Here is a 14,144-nt window from a genome sequence, read left to right on the forward strand (position 1 = left end):
GCACTCTTAGGAACTACGCATGATTCGCTACGTCTTGCGTCGCCTGCTCCAGTTGATCCCGGTGTTCTTCGGCACCACTTTCCTGATCTACGCACTGGTGTGGGCCGTACCCGGGGACCCGTTCTCCGGAAAATGCGGTCAGCAAGCCTGCCCACAGGCCTATATCGACCTGATGACCGAGAAGTTCCACCTCAACGACAACCTGATCGTCCAGTACTTCAAATACCTCGGGAGCCTGTTCACCGGCGACTGGGGCGAGACGTTCAACGGCTCCTCGGTCGGCGAACTGATCTCCACCTCCTACCCGATCACGCTGCGCCTCGCGGTCGTCGCGGTGCTCATCGAAGCGGTCATCGGCCTGAGCGCCGGCGTGCTGACCGGCTTGCGCGGCAAGGGTTTCCTCGACAACCTGGTGCTGGTCTCGACCACGTTCCTGATCTCGCTGCCGGTGTTCGTCACCGCGATCGTGCTGCAGATCGTGCTCGGCGTGAACCTGGGCATCATCGACGCCAGCGTCTCGGACGATCCGGGCTTCGGCGAGTTGATCGTGCCGGGCATCGCGCTCGGCAGCCTCTCGATGGCTTATGTCGCCCGGCTGACGAGAACGTCGATCGCGGAGAACCGGCACGCCGACTACATCCGCACCGCCATCGCCAAGGGACAGCCCAACAGCCGCGTCATCGGCATTCATTTGCTGCGCAACTCGGTGATCCCGGTGCTGACCTTCCTCGGCACCGACCTCGGCGCACTGATGGGCGGTGCGATCGTGACCGAGGGCGTGTTCAACATCAACGGTCTCGGCGGGTTGATCTTCCGCGGCCTCCAGAACCGGGAAAGCGCGACCGTCGTCGGCGTCGTCGTGCTGCTGGTGCTGGTGTATCTGCTGATGAGCCTGATCGTCGACCTGCTTTACGCCGTTCTCGACCCGAGGATCCGTTATGACTGACCCGAATCTCGTCGGCGGCGGAGGGGTCGACGCGGCACAGCTGTCGCATGTGGACAGCTCGGCCGACGCCGGCCCGAAGAAGCCGCGCAGTCTGTGGGGCGACGCGTGGCGGCAGCTGCGCCGCAAGCCGACGTTCGTGATCTCCGCGTTGATCATCGTGCTGATCGTGCTGATCGCGATCGCGCCGGGACTGTTCTCGCACCGCCCCGCCGGATACAGCGACCTGACGCACGCCAACGAAGGCCCGTCGGCGGACGCCTGGTTCGGTTATGACAACCAGGGCTACGATGTCTACGCGCGGACCATCTACGGGGCCAGGGCTTCGTTGCTGGTCGGTGTTTTCGCGACACTGCTGACCGTCCTTTTCGGATCGTTGGTCGGCATTGTCGCGGGCTACTACGGCCGGATCGTCGACAGCCTGCTCTCCCGGCTCGGCGACATCTTCGCCGGGCTGCCGTTCGTGCTTGGCGCGATCGTCATCCTCACCACGTTCAACGCACCCGGCACGAATCCAGGGCAGGTCACCATCATCGTGCAGGTGGTCTGCTCGATCGCGGTGCTGACCTGGCCGGTAGCGATGCGCATCATGCGGTCCGCGACGCTGGTGGCCAAGCAGTTGGACTACGTGAAGGCGGCCCGTGCGCTCGGCGCGAGCACACCGCGGATCGTGTTCCGGCACCTGCTGCCGAACACGCTCGCGCCAGTGCTCGTGTACGCGACGATCGCGCTCGGCGCGGCCATCGGAGCCGAGGCGACGCTGGCGTACCTCGGCATCGGCGTGCGGCCGCCGGTGGTGTCGTGGGGCGTCATGATCAGCGACGCTCGCGACTATTTCCGCGCGGTTCCGCACATGCTCCTGTTCCCCGGTGCGTTCGTCACCATCACCGTGCTCGCGTTCGTGATGCTCGGCGACGGTGTCCGCGACGCGCTCGACCCGAAGTCGAGGTAGCCGCAATGTCCACAGTGTCCAGTTCACCTGGTCCGACGGCGGAGCACGAGCTGCTGCTCGAGGTCGAAGACCTGCACGTGGAGTTCCGTACTTCCGACGGCGTGGCCAACGTGCTCAACGGGGTCGGCTATTCGGTGCACGCCGGGGAAACCCTTGCTGTGCTCGGCGAATCGGGCTCCGGCAAGAGCGTCACCGCGCAGACCGTCATGGGAATCCTCGACACGCCGCCGGGCGTGATCACCGGCGGGTCGATCCGGTATCGCGGCGAGGATCTGCTCACCGCGTCGGCGGACCGGCGCCGCCAGGTGCGCGGCGCGGAGATCGCGATGATCTTCCAGGACGCGCTTTCGGCGCTGAACCCGGTGTTCACTGTCGGATTCCAGATCGAAGAGCAGTTGCGGGTCCGGCTGGGAATGTCCAAGAAGGACGCTCGCAAGCGAGCGGTCGAACTGCTCGATCTGGTGCGGATCCCGGCCGCGGAAAGGCGGGTGAAGGATTACCCGCACCAGTTCTCCGGCGGAATGCGACAGCGCGCGATGATCGCGATGTCGCTCGCGCTCGACCCGGATCTGCTCATCGCGGACGAGCCGACGACCGCGCTGGACGTGACCGTGCAGGCGCAGATCATGGACCTGCTCGCGGACATCCAGCGGGAACGGCGGATGGGGCTCGTGCTCATCACGCACGACCTCGGCGTGGTCGCGGAGGTCGCGGACCGGATCGCGGTGATGTACGCCGGGCGGATCGTGGAACAGGCCGACGTACGGGAACTGTTCAGCTCGCCGGGGCACCCCTACACCGCGGCGCTGATGGATTCGCTGCCCCGGCTGGACCTCAAGGGACAGACCCTGGAAACCATCAAGGGCCTGCCGCCGAGTCTGCTCGACGTTCCGTCCGGATGCCCGTTCCACCCGCGCTGCAAGCGGGCCGAGCAACGGTGCCGCGACGAGCGACCGTCCGCACACGCGCTCGGGTTCGGCCGGGTCAGTGCGTGTCACTTCGCCGAGGAGGTGGTGGAGAGCCGTGGGTGAGCCCATTCTCAGCGTGCGCGAACTGGTGAAGCATTTCCCGGTGCGCACCGGCGTGCTGTTCAAGCGGACGATCGGACAGGTGAAAGCCGTCGACGGCGTGTCCTTCGACCTGCGACCGGGCGAAACCCTCGGCGTGGTCGGGGAATCCGGCTGCGGCAAGTCGACGCTCGCTCAGGTGCTGATGCGCCTGGAGGAGCCGACCAGTGGCAGCGCGACCTTCGAGGGCCGCGACCTGTTCAAGCTGCGCGGTGCGGAACTGCGGCGAATGCGCCGGGAAATCCAGATCGTGCTGCAGGATCCGTACACGTCGCTGAATCCGCGGATGACCGTCGGCGACATCGTCGGCGAGCCGTTCGAGATCCACACCGAGGTCGCGCCGAAGGGTTCGCGGGCGAAGAAGGTGCAGGAGCTGCTGGCGGTGGTCGGGCTCAACCCCGAGCACGTGAACCGGTATCCGCACCAGTTCTCCGGCGGGCAGCGGCAGCGCATCGGCATCGCGCGGGCGCTGGCGTTGCGGCCCAAGGTGATCATCTGCGACGAGCCGGTGTCCGCTTTGGACGTTTCGATCCAGGCGCAGGTGATGAACCTGCTCGGGGACCTGCAGGGCGAGTTCGGGCTGTCCTATGTGTTCATCGCGCACGACCTCTCGGTGGTACGGCATCTGTCCACCCGGGTCGCGGTGATGTACCTGGGCAAGATCGTCGAAATCGGTACTGAGGACGAGATCTACGAGCGACCGTCTCATCCGTACACGCAGGCGTTGCTCTCGGCGGTGCCGGTCGCGGACCCGGCGGTGCGCGGGCAGCGGCAGGTGATCCGGCTGGAGGGCGACGTGCCCAGCCCGATCGACCCGCCGTCGGGCTGTCGTTTCCGTACGCGGTGCTGGAAGGCCGCGGACATCTGCGCGACGGAGGCACCGAAGCTGGAACCGCGGACGGACGGGCATCTGTCGGCTTGCCACTTCGCCGAGGTGAAGTCGGTGGTTCCGTAACAAAGGCGATTCCTCCGGTTTGCCGATTGCCGCACGCAGTGTCCGCTATGTACGTTGCATTATCGGTTTCCGTCAGGAGGACTCGTGAAAAGACCAAGATTGCTCGCTGTGGCACTCGCGGTGCCATTGTTCGGTGCGGTGTCCGGCGTCGCCCTTCCGGCGGCGTCGGCCCAACCGGCCGGACCGGTAACGGAATTCAGCGTGCTGGCGCGGGACGGCCAGAGTGTCGCCACCGCCCAGCAGGCGGTGCGCGACGCGGGCGGCACGATCGTCGCGACCAACACCGCGGTCGGGCTCATCACTGCCACCGCGCCCGCTGCCGGCTTCACTGAGCGGGTTTCGGCGAACCGTGCGGTATTCGGTGCGGCGAAGGCGAAATCGATCGGCAGCGCGCCGAAGGCGGGCAAGAAGGAGAAGCCGGACGCGGTCGAGAAGGAAGGCCGCGGCAGCGTGTCGCGCAAGGCCGCGGCGAACAAGGCGGCCGGCACCGACCCGCTGGACGACCAGCTCTGGGGTCTCAAATCCACCCGCTCCGACCTCGCTCGTACCAAGCAGGCTGGCGACAAGCGGGTGAAGGTCGGCATCATCGACACGGGCGTCGACGGCAGTCACCCGGACATCGCGCCGAACTTCGACAAGGCCGATTCGCGCAACTTCACCAAGGACATCGTCGCGGACGTCAACGGCACCGTCGTCGACGGCCCGTGCGAATACCGCGGCTGCGTCGACCCGGTGGACCACGACGACAACGGCCACGGCACGCACGTCGCCGGCACGATCGCGGCGGCGGCCAACGGATTCGGCGTGTCCGGGGTGGCGCCGAACGTGACGCTGGTGAACGTCCGCGCCGGCCAGGATTCCGGGTACTTCTTCCTCCAGCCGACGGTCGACGCGCTGACGTATTCCGGCGACGCCGGACTCGACGTCGTCAACATGAGCTTCTACGTGGACCCGTGGCTCTACAACTGCCGTTCGAACCCGGCGGATTCCGCTGCGGAGCAGGCAGAACAGCGCACGGTCATCGAAGCGACCACGCGGGCGTTGAACTACGCGCACCGCAAGGGCGTGACGATGGTGGTGGCGCTCGGCAACCAGCACGACGAGCTGGCTGCCCCGCACGACGACGTCACGAGCCCAGACTATCCGGCGAACGGGACGCATCCGCGCAAGATCGACAATTCTTCGTGCTTCTCGCTGCCGGTCGAAGGTCCGCACACCATCGGGGTCGGCTCGTTCGGCCCGACGCAGGCGAAGGCGGATTACTCGAACTACGGCACCGAGCAGATCTCCGTCTCCGCGCCGGGCGGGTATTTCCGGGACGGTTACGGCACGCCTTGGTACCGGACGGTGGAGAACCAGATCCTGTCCACCTATCCGCGCAATGTCGGCGTGGCGGCCGGAAACATCGACGCGGAAGGCAACGTGACTCCGGCCGGCGTCGCGCTTGGCGTGCAGAAGGCTACGGCGGCGGACGGCCGGGTCGGCTATTACCAGTGGCTGCAAGGGACTTCGATGGCCGCTCCACATGCGACTGGTGTCGCGGCGCTGATCGTTTCCCAGTACGGAAAGAAGACCGGGCATTCCGCCTCGATGGATCCGGACGCGGTGCAGCGGGTGCTGGAGGGCACGGCCGCGCCGATCGCGTGCCCGGTGCCGCGGACGGTCGACTACCTGAAGGAGGGCCGGGACGCTTCGTTCACCGCGACCTGCGTGGGCGACGCGTCGTTCAACGGGTTCTACGGACATGGTTCGGTGGACGCCTATTCCGCGGTGACGCGGGGTTCGGCGTTCCTGCGCTGAACGAGCGGCGGTGGGGCGGGTGCTCCGCCCCACCGCCGGTTTCAGTACTGCTGCGGGGTGAGCGACCGCGTGGTGTTCGCTTCGGCACCGCAGAATTTGTCGGTGTCCGGACGCGTTCCGTTCACCAGGAAATCAGTGACGGCGTTGAAACCGCAGCTGTTCAGATAAGGGAAGCCGGCGCCGTGCCCGCCCTGGTCCACGGTGACCATTCGCGCCCGGCCGCCGAACGCCTCGCGGGTTTCGAGCGCGCCGGACAGCGGGGTCGCCGGGTCGCGCAGGTTCTGGACCAGCAGCAGGTTCGACGGTCCCTGGTCGCTGAACTGCACCGGGGTTTCGAGCGGCTGCTTGGCCCAGTGCGCACGGGGCCAGACGTTCGCCGCCGCACCGCCGAGCATCGGGTACTTGACCCGGTCGTGCGTGACGTTGCGCTGATAGGTCGAAATCGACTGCGGCCAGGCGTTGTCCCCGCACAGCACCGAAATCATGGTGGATCGCTGGCTCTGCTCCGAACTCCTGGCTGCCGGTCGCAGCGAACCGGCCGGGGCAGCCTGGTCGTTGAGAAGAGTGTGCCGCGTGGTCAGATACGGCAGCGCCGAAGCGGATTTGAGGCCACGCACTGCTGCGCGATCCCCTTGGCGAACGCGGAGGCGTCGTCGATGTCAGCCTCGTTGTGCGCGTACTTCGGGACGCTCGGCGGTCACCGGACTGCTGTGGGCGACGCCGCGGGGGTCGAAGCCGATCAGGTCGTAGCGGGCGAGCGCGCTTGTCGGGATGCCTGCCCGGACCAGGCCCAGGGAACGTCAGGCCGGGGCCGCCCGGGTTGAACAGCGGCACTCCGCGCCGGGCGACCGGATCGATGCTCCGCGGCCGAGAGATCTCGATGCTGATCTTCTTGCCGTCCGGCTGCCGGTAGTCGAGCGAAGCGCACCGCAGCTGCGACGTCGGCCGGGCAGGCTCCCCAGTGCACCGCGGGCTTCGGCGGGGCCGCGTACGCCGGGGCGGCGGTCACCGTCAACGCGGCGGCCGCCAATGCGACGAATAGTTGTTTTCGCACGGTCTTCCATCCTTTGCCGAGATCAATCGAACTCAGGAAAATGACCGGAAAGTGCACGAAATCAAGCTGTGTTCGCGGAAACCGTGGTTCGGGCACCGGTCGGGTGGCCGCCGACGTTACTCTGATCTCCTCGGTGCCGGAAGGGGTTTCAGCGGCGCGGTTCCCAGCGGAATAGTCGCGTCGCCAGTGTAACGCTGAGAATCAGCCACGCCGCGATCGGGCCGAGCAGGACCAGTGAGTCGGTTGCCGAAGTTCCGCCGTTCCAGGAATTCAATACGAGTTCGGTGGCCGCGCCGCCGGGCAGAAGGCGTTTCAGCAGGGACAGCTGTTCGGTTCCGGTGATTCCGATCCAACTTGCGATCGCGAGGACGGCGATCGTGATCGGCAGGGTGGTGACCTGGGCATGTTCCGGCGAGTTCGTGAGTCCGGCGGTGGCCAGGCCGAGCGCGACCATCATGGCGATGGTGGCGACGACCGCGACAACCAGCAGCAGCGGGTTCTTCGGTGCGCCAGTGACCGCGCCGAGCACGGCGAGGATGACGCCGACCTGGATCGTGGTGATCGCGGTGATCGGCAGGAGCAGGCCGACGAGAATGCCGGGGTCGCTCGCCGCGGTGGAGCGCAGGCGTTTGAGGAAGAGGTTCTGCCGCCGGGCGGCGAGGGTGGTGACGGTCGTGGTGTACAGGCCGATCGCGGTAATGAAGAAAAGCGTCAGTGCCGCGATATAGCCGAGACTTCCGAGCTGTGCGAAGGTTTCGTGACGGGAAATGAAGAAAGCGCTGAATGCGACTGGCAGGATCAGCGAGGTGACCAGTACCAGGCGATTTCGGAAGAGCTGGATCAGTTCGCCGCGGGCGATCGAGAGCATGGGAAAGCCTTTCATTACGCGTTGCTGATGGCGCGGAAGACGTCGTCGAGGCGGGTCGGCCCGGCTTCCAGTTCGGCCAGTTCCACGGCGTAGTCCGCTGCCCAGGTGAGCAGGGTGTGCAGGTCTTTCTGGAGGCCGAAGGTCTCGATGAGGAACCGGTCGTCCTCTTCGCGGGTCGCTTGCAGCGGCGGCGCCGGGGCGTGCGGCGGAAGTCCGAAGCGGATGGTCGCGGGCAGCGTCCGGGTCAGCTCGGCGACGGTGCCTTCCCGGTTGAGCGTGCCTTGGTGCATCAGACCGATGCGATCGGCGCGCTGCTGCGCTTCCTCCAGGTAGTGCGTGGTCAGGACGATGGTGGTGCCGTCCTCGCGGAGCCGGTCCACCGCGTCCCACAGCGCGTCGCGCGACTGGATGTCCAGACCAGTGGTCGGTTCGTCGAGGAAGACCAGGTCAGGGGTCCCGTACACGGCGGTCGCGAAGTCGAGCCGGCGTTTCTCGCCGCCGGACAGCTGCGACACCCTGGTGGTGGCTTTGCGGGTGAGGTCGGTGATGCCGAGCAGCCGCTCGACATCGTCGTCGCGCTGGGTCAGGTTGCCGATCAGCCGGATCGATTCGCGCACGGTCAGGTCCGGCGAGAAGCCGCTTTCCTGCAGCATGATCCCCATCCGGGGACGCACGGAAGCGCGGTCGCGCGGGTCCTTTCCGAACACCCGCACGGTGCCCGAGCTGGGTTTGCGGTGGCCCTCGACGGTCTCCAGCGTCGAGGTCTTCCCGGCACCGTTGGTGCCGAGCAGCGCGTACAGTTCGCCACGGGCGACCTGGAACGACAGATCGCGCACGGCCTGGAAGTCGCCGTAGGTGAGGTTCAAGCGGTCGACTTCGATGACTGGGGTCGTGGACATGCTCCGATTCCAGCTGGATCCGCTGGTCGGCAGTAGTGCGGCCACGTCAGCCGAAGACATGACGCTGCGTCACTGGTGGGCTCTCGGCGGCTGCGGCATGCTGGGATCGAATTCCCTGGCCGAAGCTGGAGCACCATGACCGAGATCAGCCCGCCGCGGTCCCGCCGGATGTCGTGGTCCGGCGACGCGGTCCAGGACCGGCTGCGGCGGCTCAACCTCATCACGGTGATGCCGCCGCTGCTGGTCGTCGGTGTACTGCTGATCGTCCTCGGCAGCCGGACCTGGTGGCACGTCGTCATCCAGGTGATCGGGCTGCTGGCCGCGACCGCCACCGCCGAACGCTGGACCGCGGGCGACTTCGTCCGGGTCGCCCGCCCCTGCCTGGTGCTCACCGCGTTCGTCTGGTTCGCCGGTGCGCTGAGCAACAGCCCCATGGCGTTCTACGGGCTGAGCATGGTCGGCTCGTTCCTCATCCCGCCGCTGCCGCGGCACCGGTTCGCCGCGCTGGTCGGCTTCGGCGTGCTGACCAGCGTGATCGGCGCGGCCAATTTGCTGTCGCACCACGACCATCTCGGCGCGCGCGTGGTGGCCTACGTGGTGACCCCCGCGATCGGCTCGGCGCTGTCGACCTTGCTGATGTTCGCCAGCCAACGGCTCTACGACCTCGTGGCGGAGCTGGAACAGTCCCGGGGGAAAGAGGCAGAGCTGGCGGTGGTCCGCGAACGGGTCCGGTTCGCCAGCGAACTGCACGACATCCAGGGGCACACGCTGCACGTGGTGAAGCTGAAGGTCGCGCTCGCGGAGAAGCTGCTGCACCGGGATCTCGACCGCGCGCAAGAGGAGTTGCGCGAGGTGCACACCCTGGTCGGCGAGACCATCGTGCAGACCAAGGAACTCGCTTACGCGCAGCGGCGGCTCAATCTGTCCGCGGAGCTGGAGAACGCGAAGAACCTGTTCGAGGCGGCGGGGATCCACGTGCGCGTCGAGCGGCTCGCGGAGGCCGGTTCCGGTGTGGACGAACTGCTCGGCCAAGTGCTGCGCGAGACCACTACGAACATCCTCCGGCACGCGCAAGCCCGGCAGGTGCGGATCACGTTGGCCGAAAGCGGGATCAGCATCGTCAACGACGGAGCCTCCGACGGTGCTCCAGAACTGAGCGGACTGTCCGCGTTGGGCGCGCGGCTGGCGGACCAGGGCGGAGAATTGACGGTGGAGCAGAAGGACGGCCGGTTCGTGACGGCCGCGGCGTTCCCGGAGAAGGTGTCGCGATGACGACGGTGGTGCTTGCCGACGACGAAGCCCTGCTCCGCAAGGCGATGGCCGCGTTGCTGCCGATGGAGGACGAGATCACCGTGCTCGCCGAGGCGGAAGACGGCGAGGCGGCGGTGCGGGCCACTGTGGAGCATCGGCCGGACGTGCTGGTGATCGACCTGGAGATGCCCAATGTGGACGGACTGGGCGCGGTCGCGCGGATCCGGCGGGAGCGTCCGGAGCAGGTGATCCTGATGCTGACCCGGCACGCGCGGCCGGGTGTGCTGCGCAAGGCGTTGAAACTCGGCGTGCAGGGATTCGTCAGCAAATCGGCGGAACCGGCGCACATCGCGGCGGTGATCCGGACGCTGGACGAGGGCAAACGCTGGATCGACCCGGACGTCTCGGCGCTCGCGGTGGTCGACGACTGCCCGTTGACCGTCCGGGAAATCGACGTACTGCGGGCGACGCGGGAGGGGTATTCGGTCGCCGACATCGCGGCGCAGCTGCATCTGGCGGAGGGGACTGTGCGGAATTATCTGTCGAATGCGATGCAGAAGACGCAGACGCGGACGCGGCACGAGGCGGCGCGGTATGCGCGGGAGCACGACTGGTTGTGAGTGCCTATCGCGGTTCTCACCGCGATAGGCACTCACGAGGTCAGCGGTTGGACGCCTTGTTCACGAACTTGCCCAGGTCCTTCGACTGCTGCACCCGCGACGGTTCGTGCACGTACATCATGTGCCCGGCCGGGTAGTAAGCCGTGTCGATGTTCTCCCGCAGCTCCTCCGGGATCTTCAGCTGCGAGAGCACGTACTCGGACGCGTAGTACGCCGTCGCGCCGTCGTAATGCCCGAAGGCGACGTGGACTTGCAGGTGCGGGTTGGCTCGCATCGCCGCGCTCAAGGTGTCTACAACGGACACTGAACGGCCCTCGAACTCCTTGTAGGACCAGGCCTTGAACACGTCGGTGGAAAGGATCTCGTACGGAAGGTCGTTCTCGTAGCCGAGCTCGGCGCGCACGTAGTGGTTGAAGCCCGCCGAGTAGGCGCCGATGATCCGCGACACCGAGGGGTCGTCGCTCATGTGCTCGACGCCGCCGTCCGGTTCCCACGTGGTGAACCGGCCGTCCATCCGGCCGACGGTCTTGGCCTGGTCGCGCAGCAGTTCGGTGAAGAACCGGATGTGCTCGATCCGCAGGTTCACCCGGTCCACATAGGACTCGCTGAGCCCGGTGAGCGACGCCAGCGTCTGCACCGCCTCGGTACGGTCCTGAGTAGACAGCCGCGCGCCGCGGGAAAGCGCCCACGGCAGTTCCTTCGAGGCGAAGTCCTCGGCGTCGGCGAGCACGTCGTCGAGCGGACGGTCGCCGTGGCGGCCGTGGTAGTGCGCGATCGCCGCGTACGTGGGCAGGAACAGCGAGTACGGCAGGTCGTTGCCCTCGTGGAAACGCAGCGTGCCGAGGTCCAAAACGGACGAGATGAGCATCAGGCCGTTGAGGTACAGTCCGTAGCGCTCCTGCAAGTGCCCGGCCAGCGCGGCCGCGCGCAGCGTGCCGTACGACTCGCCGGCGAGGAACTTCGGCGACAGCCAGCGCTGGTTGCGCGAAACCCACAGCCGGATGATCTCCGCGACCGATTCGACGTCGCCCTGGAAACCGGTGTACGGCTGGGATTCGCCGCCGTCGGTCACCCGCGAGTAGCCGGTCTGGACCGGGTCGATGAACACCAGGTCGCTGTGCGCGAGCAGGCTGTCCGGGTTGTCCTCGAGCCCGTACGGCGGCGGCACCGGGTCGTTGACGTCGCCGGACAGCACCCGGCGCGGTCCGAGCAGGCCCATGTGGAGCCAGATGCTGGAGGAACCGGGGCCGCCGTTGAAGGCGAAGGTGACCGGTCGGGTGCCGGGGTCGGCGTCGTCGAGGGTGTAGGCGGTGAGGAAAACCTCGGCCTTGGCCTGGTGACCCTCGAACTTTCCGTCCTTTTTGACCTCTTGGCGGAGCACGATCCGGCCGGTCTGGGCGGTGTAGGCGAGCTTGCGCCGCTTGACGGTGAGGGTGTGCTGCGTCGTGACGAGGTCGTCGACGGGCTCGGTCGCCTTCGTCTCCTCGTCCTTGGTCTTCTCGGCGGTCTCGTCCGCGGTGGTATCGGCCATGGCCCCAACCTAGCTCGTGAGCGGCGATCACGGTTAGCACCGCGATCGCCGCTCACGAGCTAGGTTGGCTGGATGCGCACGTTCGCCGCTCTCGACTCCGCTCTGGTCGAATGCCGCGCGTGCCCGCGGCTGGTCGACTGGCGCGAAAGCGTGGCCGGGACGAAGGCGGCGTTCGCGGGCGAGCGGTATTGGGCGCGGCCGGTCCCCGGTTTCGGCGCGGAGGACGCCGCGCTGGCCGTGGTCGGGCTCGCGCCGTCCGCGCACGGGGCCAACCGCACCGGCCGGATGTTCACCGGCGATCCGTCCGGCGACTTCCTTTTCCGCGTGCTGTACGAGGTCGGTCTCGCGTCGCAGCCGGTGTCGACGGCCATCGGCGACGGGCTCACGCTGCGCGGCACCCGGCTCGTCTCGCCGGTCCGTTGCGCGCCGCCGGAGAACCGGCCGACCCCCGCCGAACGGGACACCTGCCGGCACTGGCTGGCCGACGAACTGGACCTGCTGCGGCCGACCCTGCGTTCGATCGTCGTGCTCGGCGCGTTCGGCTGGCAGGCGCTGCTGCCGGTGCTGTCCGCCGCGGGCTGGCCGGTGCCGAAACCGCGTCCGGCCTTCGCGCACGGCGCCCGGATGCAGGCCGGCGACCTCGCGGTGTTCGGCTGCTACCACGTGTCACCGCGCAATGTCCAGACCGGTCGTGTGACACAGCCCATGGTGGTGACCGCGTTCACCTCCGCGGCCTCGGCGGCCGGGCTCATCTGAATCGTGACAACCAGCGTGGCGATGCTGGTCACAGCGGGGTGGGGTACCCGAGCGGAGCCGCTTTGGAGGTGCGACTATAGGTACATGGCTGCTGCGAAGTCGGAACCGACTCGGATCCTCGTCCTCGGTGGTGGATACGTCGGCCTGTACACCGCGTACGGGCTTCAGAAGATGCTGCGTGCCAACGAGGCCTCCGTGACCGTCGTTGACCCGCAGCCGCACATGACCTATGCCCCGTTCCTGCCCGAGGCGGCGGCCGGCGCGATCGAGCCGCGGCACGTGGTCGTGCCGCTGCGCCGCGTGCTGAAGCGCTGCCACGTGCTGACCGCGCGGGTCACGAAGATCGAGAACGAGCGCAAGGCCGTCACGGTCGAGGCGGCCGACGGTCACATCGAGACGCTGAACTACGACGTGCTCGTGGTCGCGCTCGGCGCCGTCGCGCGGATCCTGCCGATCCCCGGTCTCGCCGAGCAGGGCATCGCCTTCAAGACCATCGGCGAGGCGATCTACCTGCGCAACCACATCATGACCAAGCTGGACGAGGCCGCCAGCACGCTCGACCCCGAGCTGCGCAAGCGCCTGCTCACGTTCACCGTGGTCGGCGGCGGGTTCGCGGGCATCGAGGCGCTGGCCGAGCTTGAGGACATGACCCGCTTCGCGGTCGAGAACTACTACCCGAACATCAAGCCGGCGGACATCCGCTGGGTGATGGTCGAGGCGGCCGGGCGGATCCTGCCCGAGGTGCGCGAGACGCTCGGCGTGTACACGGTGCAGCAGCTGGAGAAGCGCGGCATCGAGGTCTACCTGTCGACCGCGGCGAAGTCGTTCGAAGACGGCCACGTCGTGCTCTCGGACGGCACCGAGTTCGACACCGACACGATCATCTGGACCGCGGGCGTGAAGGCCAACCCGGTCCTCGCCGGCTCGGACCTGCCGCTCGACAAGCGCGGCCGCGTCGAGGCGACCGCCGCGATGCAGGTCGTCGGCCACCCGGACGTCTGGACCGCGGGCGACAACGCGGCCATCCCGGACCTGTCGCGCACCGAACAGGACCCGACGGCGACCTGCCCGCCGAACGCCCAGCACGCGGTCCGCCAGGCCCGCCTGCTGGCGAAGAACATCATCAAGGTGATCCGCGGCGGACAGCCGAAGGACTATTTCCACAAGAACCTGGGCGCGGTCGCGAGCCTCGGCCTGCACAAGGGCGTGGCGGACGCACTGAACCTGAAGATCAAGGGCTTCCCGGCGTGGCTGTTCCACCGCGCCTACCACCTCAAGGCGATGCCGACGTGGAACCGCAAGATCCGCATCCTGTTCGACTGGATGCTGGGCGGGCTGTTCCGGCGGGAGGTCATCTCGCTGGGGCAGATCAACAACCCGAAGGAAGAGTTCAACCGGGCCAGCAAGGGCTGAACGTCTTTTTGGTCAAGCCGGGTCGCCTTGGGGCG

General features: G+C 67.4%; 13 protein-coding genes. 9 read left to right on the plus strand and 4 right to left on the minus strand.

Annotated elements, in window-relative coordinates; translation table 11 throughout:
* Positions 1 to 19 precede the first annotated feature (19 nt).
* From A4R44_RS01520 to A4R44_RS01540, 5 genes are all read left to right on the plus strand, one after another.
* A complete protein-coding gene (locus A4R44_RS01520) occupies positions 20 to 946 on the plus strand; it encodes an ABC transporter permease (protein WP_067575642.1) in 927 nt (308 codons plus the stop codon).
* On the plus strand, positions 939 to 1,895 hold the full coding sequence (locus tag A4R44_RS01525; protein ID WP_067575644.1) for an ABC transporter permease: 957 nt from the start codon (positions 939 to 941) through the stop codon (positions 1,893 to 1,895). Before A4R44_RS01520 ends, A4R44_RS01525 begins: the two co-directional genes overlap by 8 nt.
* 5 nt (positions 1,896 to 1,900) lie before the next feature.
* A complete protein-coding gene (locus A4R44_RS01530; protein WP_067575646.1) occupies positions 1,901 to 2,926 on the plus strand; it encodes an ABC transporter ATP-binding protein in 1,026 nt (341 codons plus the stop codon).
* Positions 2,919 to 3,917, plus strand: a complete 999-nt coding sequence (locus A4R44_RS01535) for an ABC transporter ATP-binding protein (RefSeq protein ID WP_067575648.1) — start codon at positions 2,919 to 2,921, stop codon at positions 3,915 to 3,917. The genes A4R44_RS01530 and A4R44_RS01535 overlap by 8 nt, the downstream gene beginning before the upstream one ends.
* Before the next feature lie 84 nt (positions 3,918 to 4,001).
* The gene (locus tag A4R44_RS01540; RefSeq protein WP_067575650.1) at positions 4,002 to 5,717 is read left to right on the plus strand and encodes a S8 family serine peptidase; all 1,716 of its coding nucleotides are present in this window, start codon (positions 4,002 to 4,004) and stop codon (positions 5,715 to 5,717) included.
* A 41-nt stretch (positions 5,718 to 5,758) separates the two neighbouring features.
* Here the strand turns inward: A4R44_RS01540 and A4R44_RS49840 are convergent, their stop codons facing one another.
* The 3 genes from A4R44_RS49840 to A4R44_RS01555 all read right to left on the minus strand — a co-directional run bounded on the left by A4R44_RS49840 (position 5,759) and on the right by A4R44_RS01555 (position 8,538).
* Positions 5,759 to 6,334, minus strand: coding sequence for an alpha/beta hydrolase (locus tag A4R44_RS49840; RefSeq protein ID WP_232791459.1), 576 nt, complete (start codon positions 6,332 to 6,334; stop codon positions 5,759 to 5,761).
* Between the two features lie 585 nt (positions 6,335 to 6,919).
* Positions 6,920 to 7,639, minus strand: a complete 720-nt coding sequence (locus A4R44_RS01550; RefSeq protein ID WP_067575655.1) for an ABC transporter permease — start codon at positions 7,637 to 7,639, stop codon at positions 6,920 to 6,922.
* A 14-nt stretch (positions 7,640 to 7,653) separates the two neighbouring features.
* Positions 7,654 to 8,538 (minus strand): ABC transporter ATP-binding protein, encoded by an 885-nt coding sequence (locus tag A4R44_RS01555; RefSeq protein ID WP_067575656.1) that lies wholly within the window; start codon positions 8,536 to 8,538, stop codon positions 7,654 to 7,656.
* A gap of 135 nt (positions 8,539 to 8,673) precedes the next feature.
* Here A4R44_RS01555 and A4R44_RS01560 point away from each other — a divergent pair, with 135 nt between their 5' ends.
* Both A4R44_RS01560 and A4R44_RS01565 read left to right on the plus strand, forming a co-directional pair.
* Positions 8,674 to 9,810 carry a sensor histidine kinase gene (locus tag A4R44_RS01560; protein ID WP_067575657.1) on the plus strand — a complete coding sequence of 379 codons (1,137 nt, stop codon included), beginning with the start codon at positions 8,674 to 8,676 and terminating at the stop codon, positions 9,808 to 9,810.
* A complete protein-coding gene (locus A4R44_RS01565) occupies positions 9,807 to 10,409 on the plus strand; it encodes a DNA-binding response regulator (protein WP_067575658.1) in 603 nt (200 codons plus the stop codon). Before A4R44_RS01560 ends, A4R44_RS01565 begins: the two co-directional genes overlap by 4 nt.
* A gap of 40 nt (positions 10,410 to 10,449) precedes the next feature.
* Here A4R44_RS01565 and A4R44_RS01570 read toward each other — a convergent pair whose 3' ends face one another.
* Positions 10,450 to 11,940 carry a S10 family peptidase gene (locus tag A4R44_RS01570; protein WP_067575659.1) on the minus strand — a complete coding sequence of 497 codons (1,491 nt, stop codon included), beginning with the start codon at positions 11,938 to 11,940 and terminating at the stop codon, positions 10,450 to 10,452.
* A gap of 72 nt (positions 11,941 to 12,012) precedes the next feature.
* Here A4R44_RS01570 and A4R44_RS01575 point away from each other — a divergent pair, with 72 nt between their 5' ends.
* The gene (locus tag A4R44_RS01575; protein WP_067575661.1) at positions 12,013 to 12,696 is read left to right on the plus strand and encodes a uracil-DNA glycosylase; all 684 of its coding nucleotides are present in this window, start codon (positions 12,013 to 12,015) and stop codon (positions 12,694 to 12,696) included.
* A gap of 84 nt (positions 12,697 to 12,780) precedes the next feature.
* Entirely contained in the window at positions 12,781 to 14,109 is a 1,329-nt protein-coding gene (locus A4R44_RS01580) for an NAD(P)/FAD-dependent oxidoreductase (protein WP_067575663.1), read from the plus strand.
* The last annotated feature ends 35 nt before the right edge of the window (positions 14,110 to 14,144 follow it).

It is taken from the genome of Amycolatopsis sp. M39, assembly GCF_001651785.1.
Lineage (GTDB): Bacteria > Actinomycetota > Actinomycetes > Mycobacteriales > Pseudonocardiaceae > Amycolatopsis > Amycolatopsis rubida.

What these genes read in the sequence shown, in the direction of transcription:
- A4R44_RS01565 (WP_067575658.1), top strand. Translation starts at nt 9,807, where the DNA reads ATGACGACGGTGGTGCTTGCCGACGACGAAGCCCTGCTCCGCAAGGCG.
- A4R44_RS01560 (WP_067575657.1), top strand. Translation starts at nt 8,674, where the DNA reads ATGACCGAGATCAGCCCGCCGCGGTCCCGCCGGATGTCGTGGTCCGGC.
- A4R44_RS01530 (WP_067575646.1), top strand. Translation starts at nt 1,901, where the DNA reads ATGTCCACAGTGTCCAGTTCACCTGGTCCGACGGCGGAGCACGAGCTG.
- A4R44_RS01580 (WP_067575663.1), top strand. Translation starts at nt 12,781, where the DNA reads ATGGCTGCTGCGAAGTCGGAACCGACTCGGATCCTCGTCCTCGGTGGT.
- A4R44_RS01550 (WP_067575655.1), bottom strand. Translation starts at nt 7,639, where the DNA reads ATGCTCTCGATCGCCCGCGGCGAACTGATCCAGCTCTTCCGAAATCGC.
- A4R44_RS01525 (WP_067575644.1), top strand. Translation starts at nt 939, where the DNA reads ATGACTGACCCGAATCTCGTCGGCGGCGGAGGGGTCGACGCGGCACAG.
- A4R44_RS01520 (WP_067575642.1), top strand. Translation starts at nt 20, where the DNA reads ATGATTCGCTACGTCTTGCGTCGCCTGCTCCAGTTGATCCCGGTGTTC.
- A4R44_RS01570 (WP_067575659.1), bottom strand. Translation starts at nt 11,940, where the DNA reads ATGGCCGATACCACCGCGGACGAGACCGCCGAGAAGACCAAGGACGAG.
- A4R44_RS01575 (WP_067575661.1), top strand. Translation starts at nt 12,013, where the DNA reads ATGCGCACGTTCGCCGCTCTCGACTCCGCTCTGGTCGAATGCCGCGCG.
- A4R44_RS01555 (WP_067575656.1), bottom strand. Translation starts at nt 8,538, where the DNA reads ATGTCCACGACCCCAGTCATCGAAGTCGACCGCTTGAACCTCACCTAC.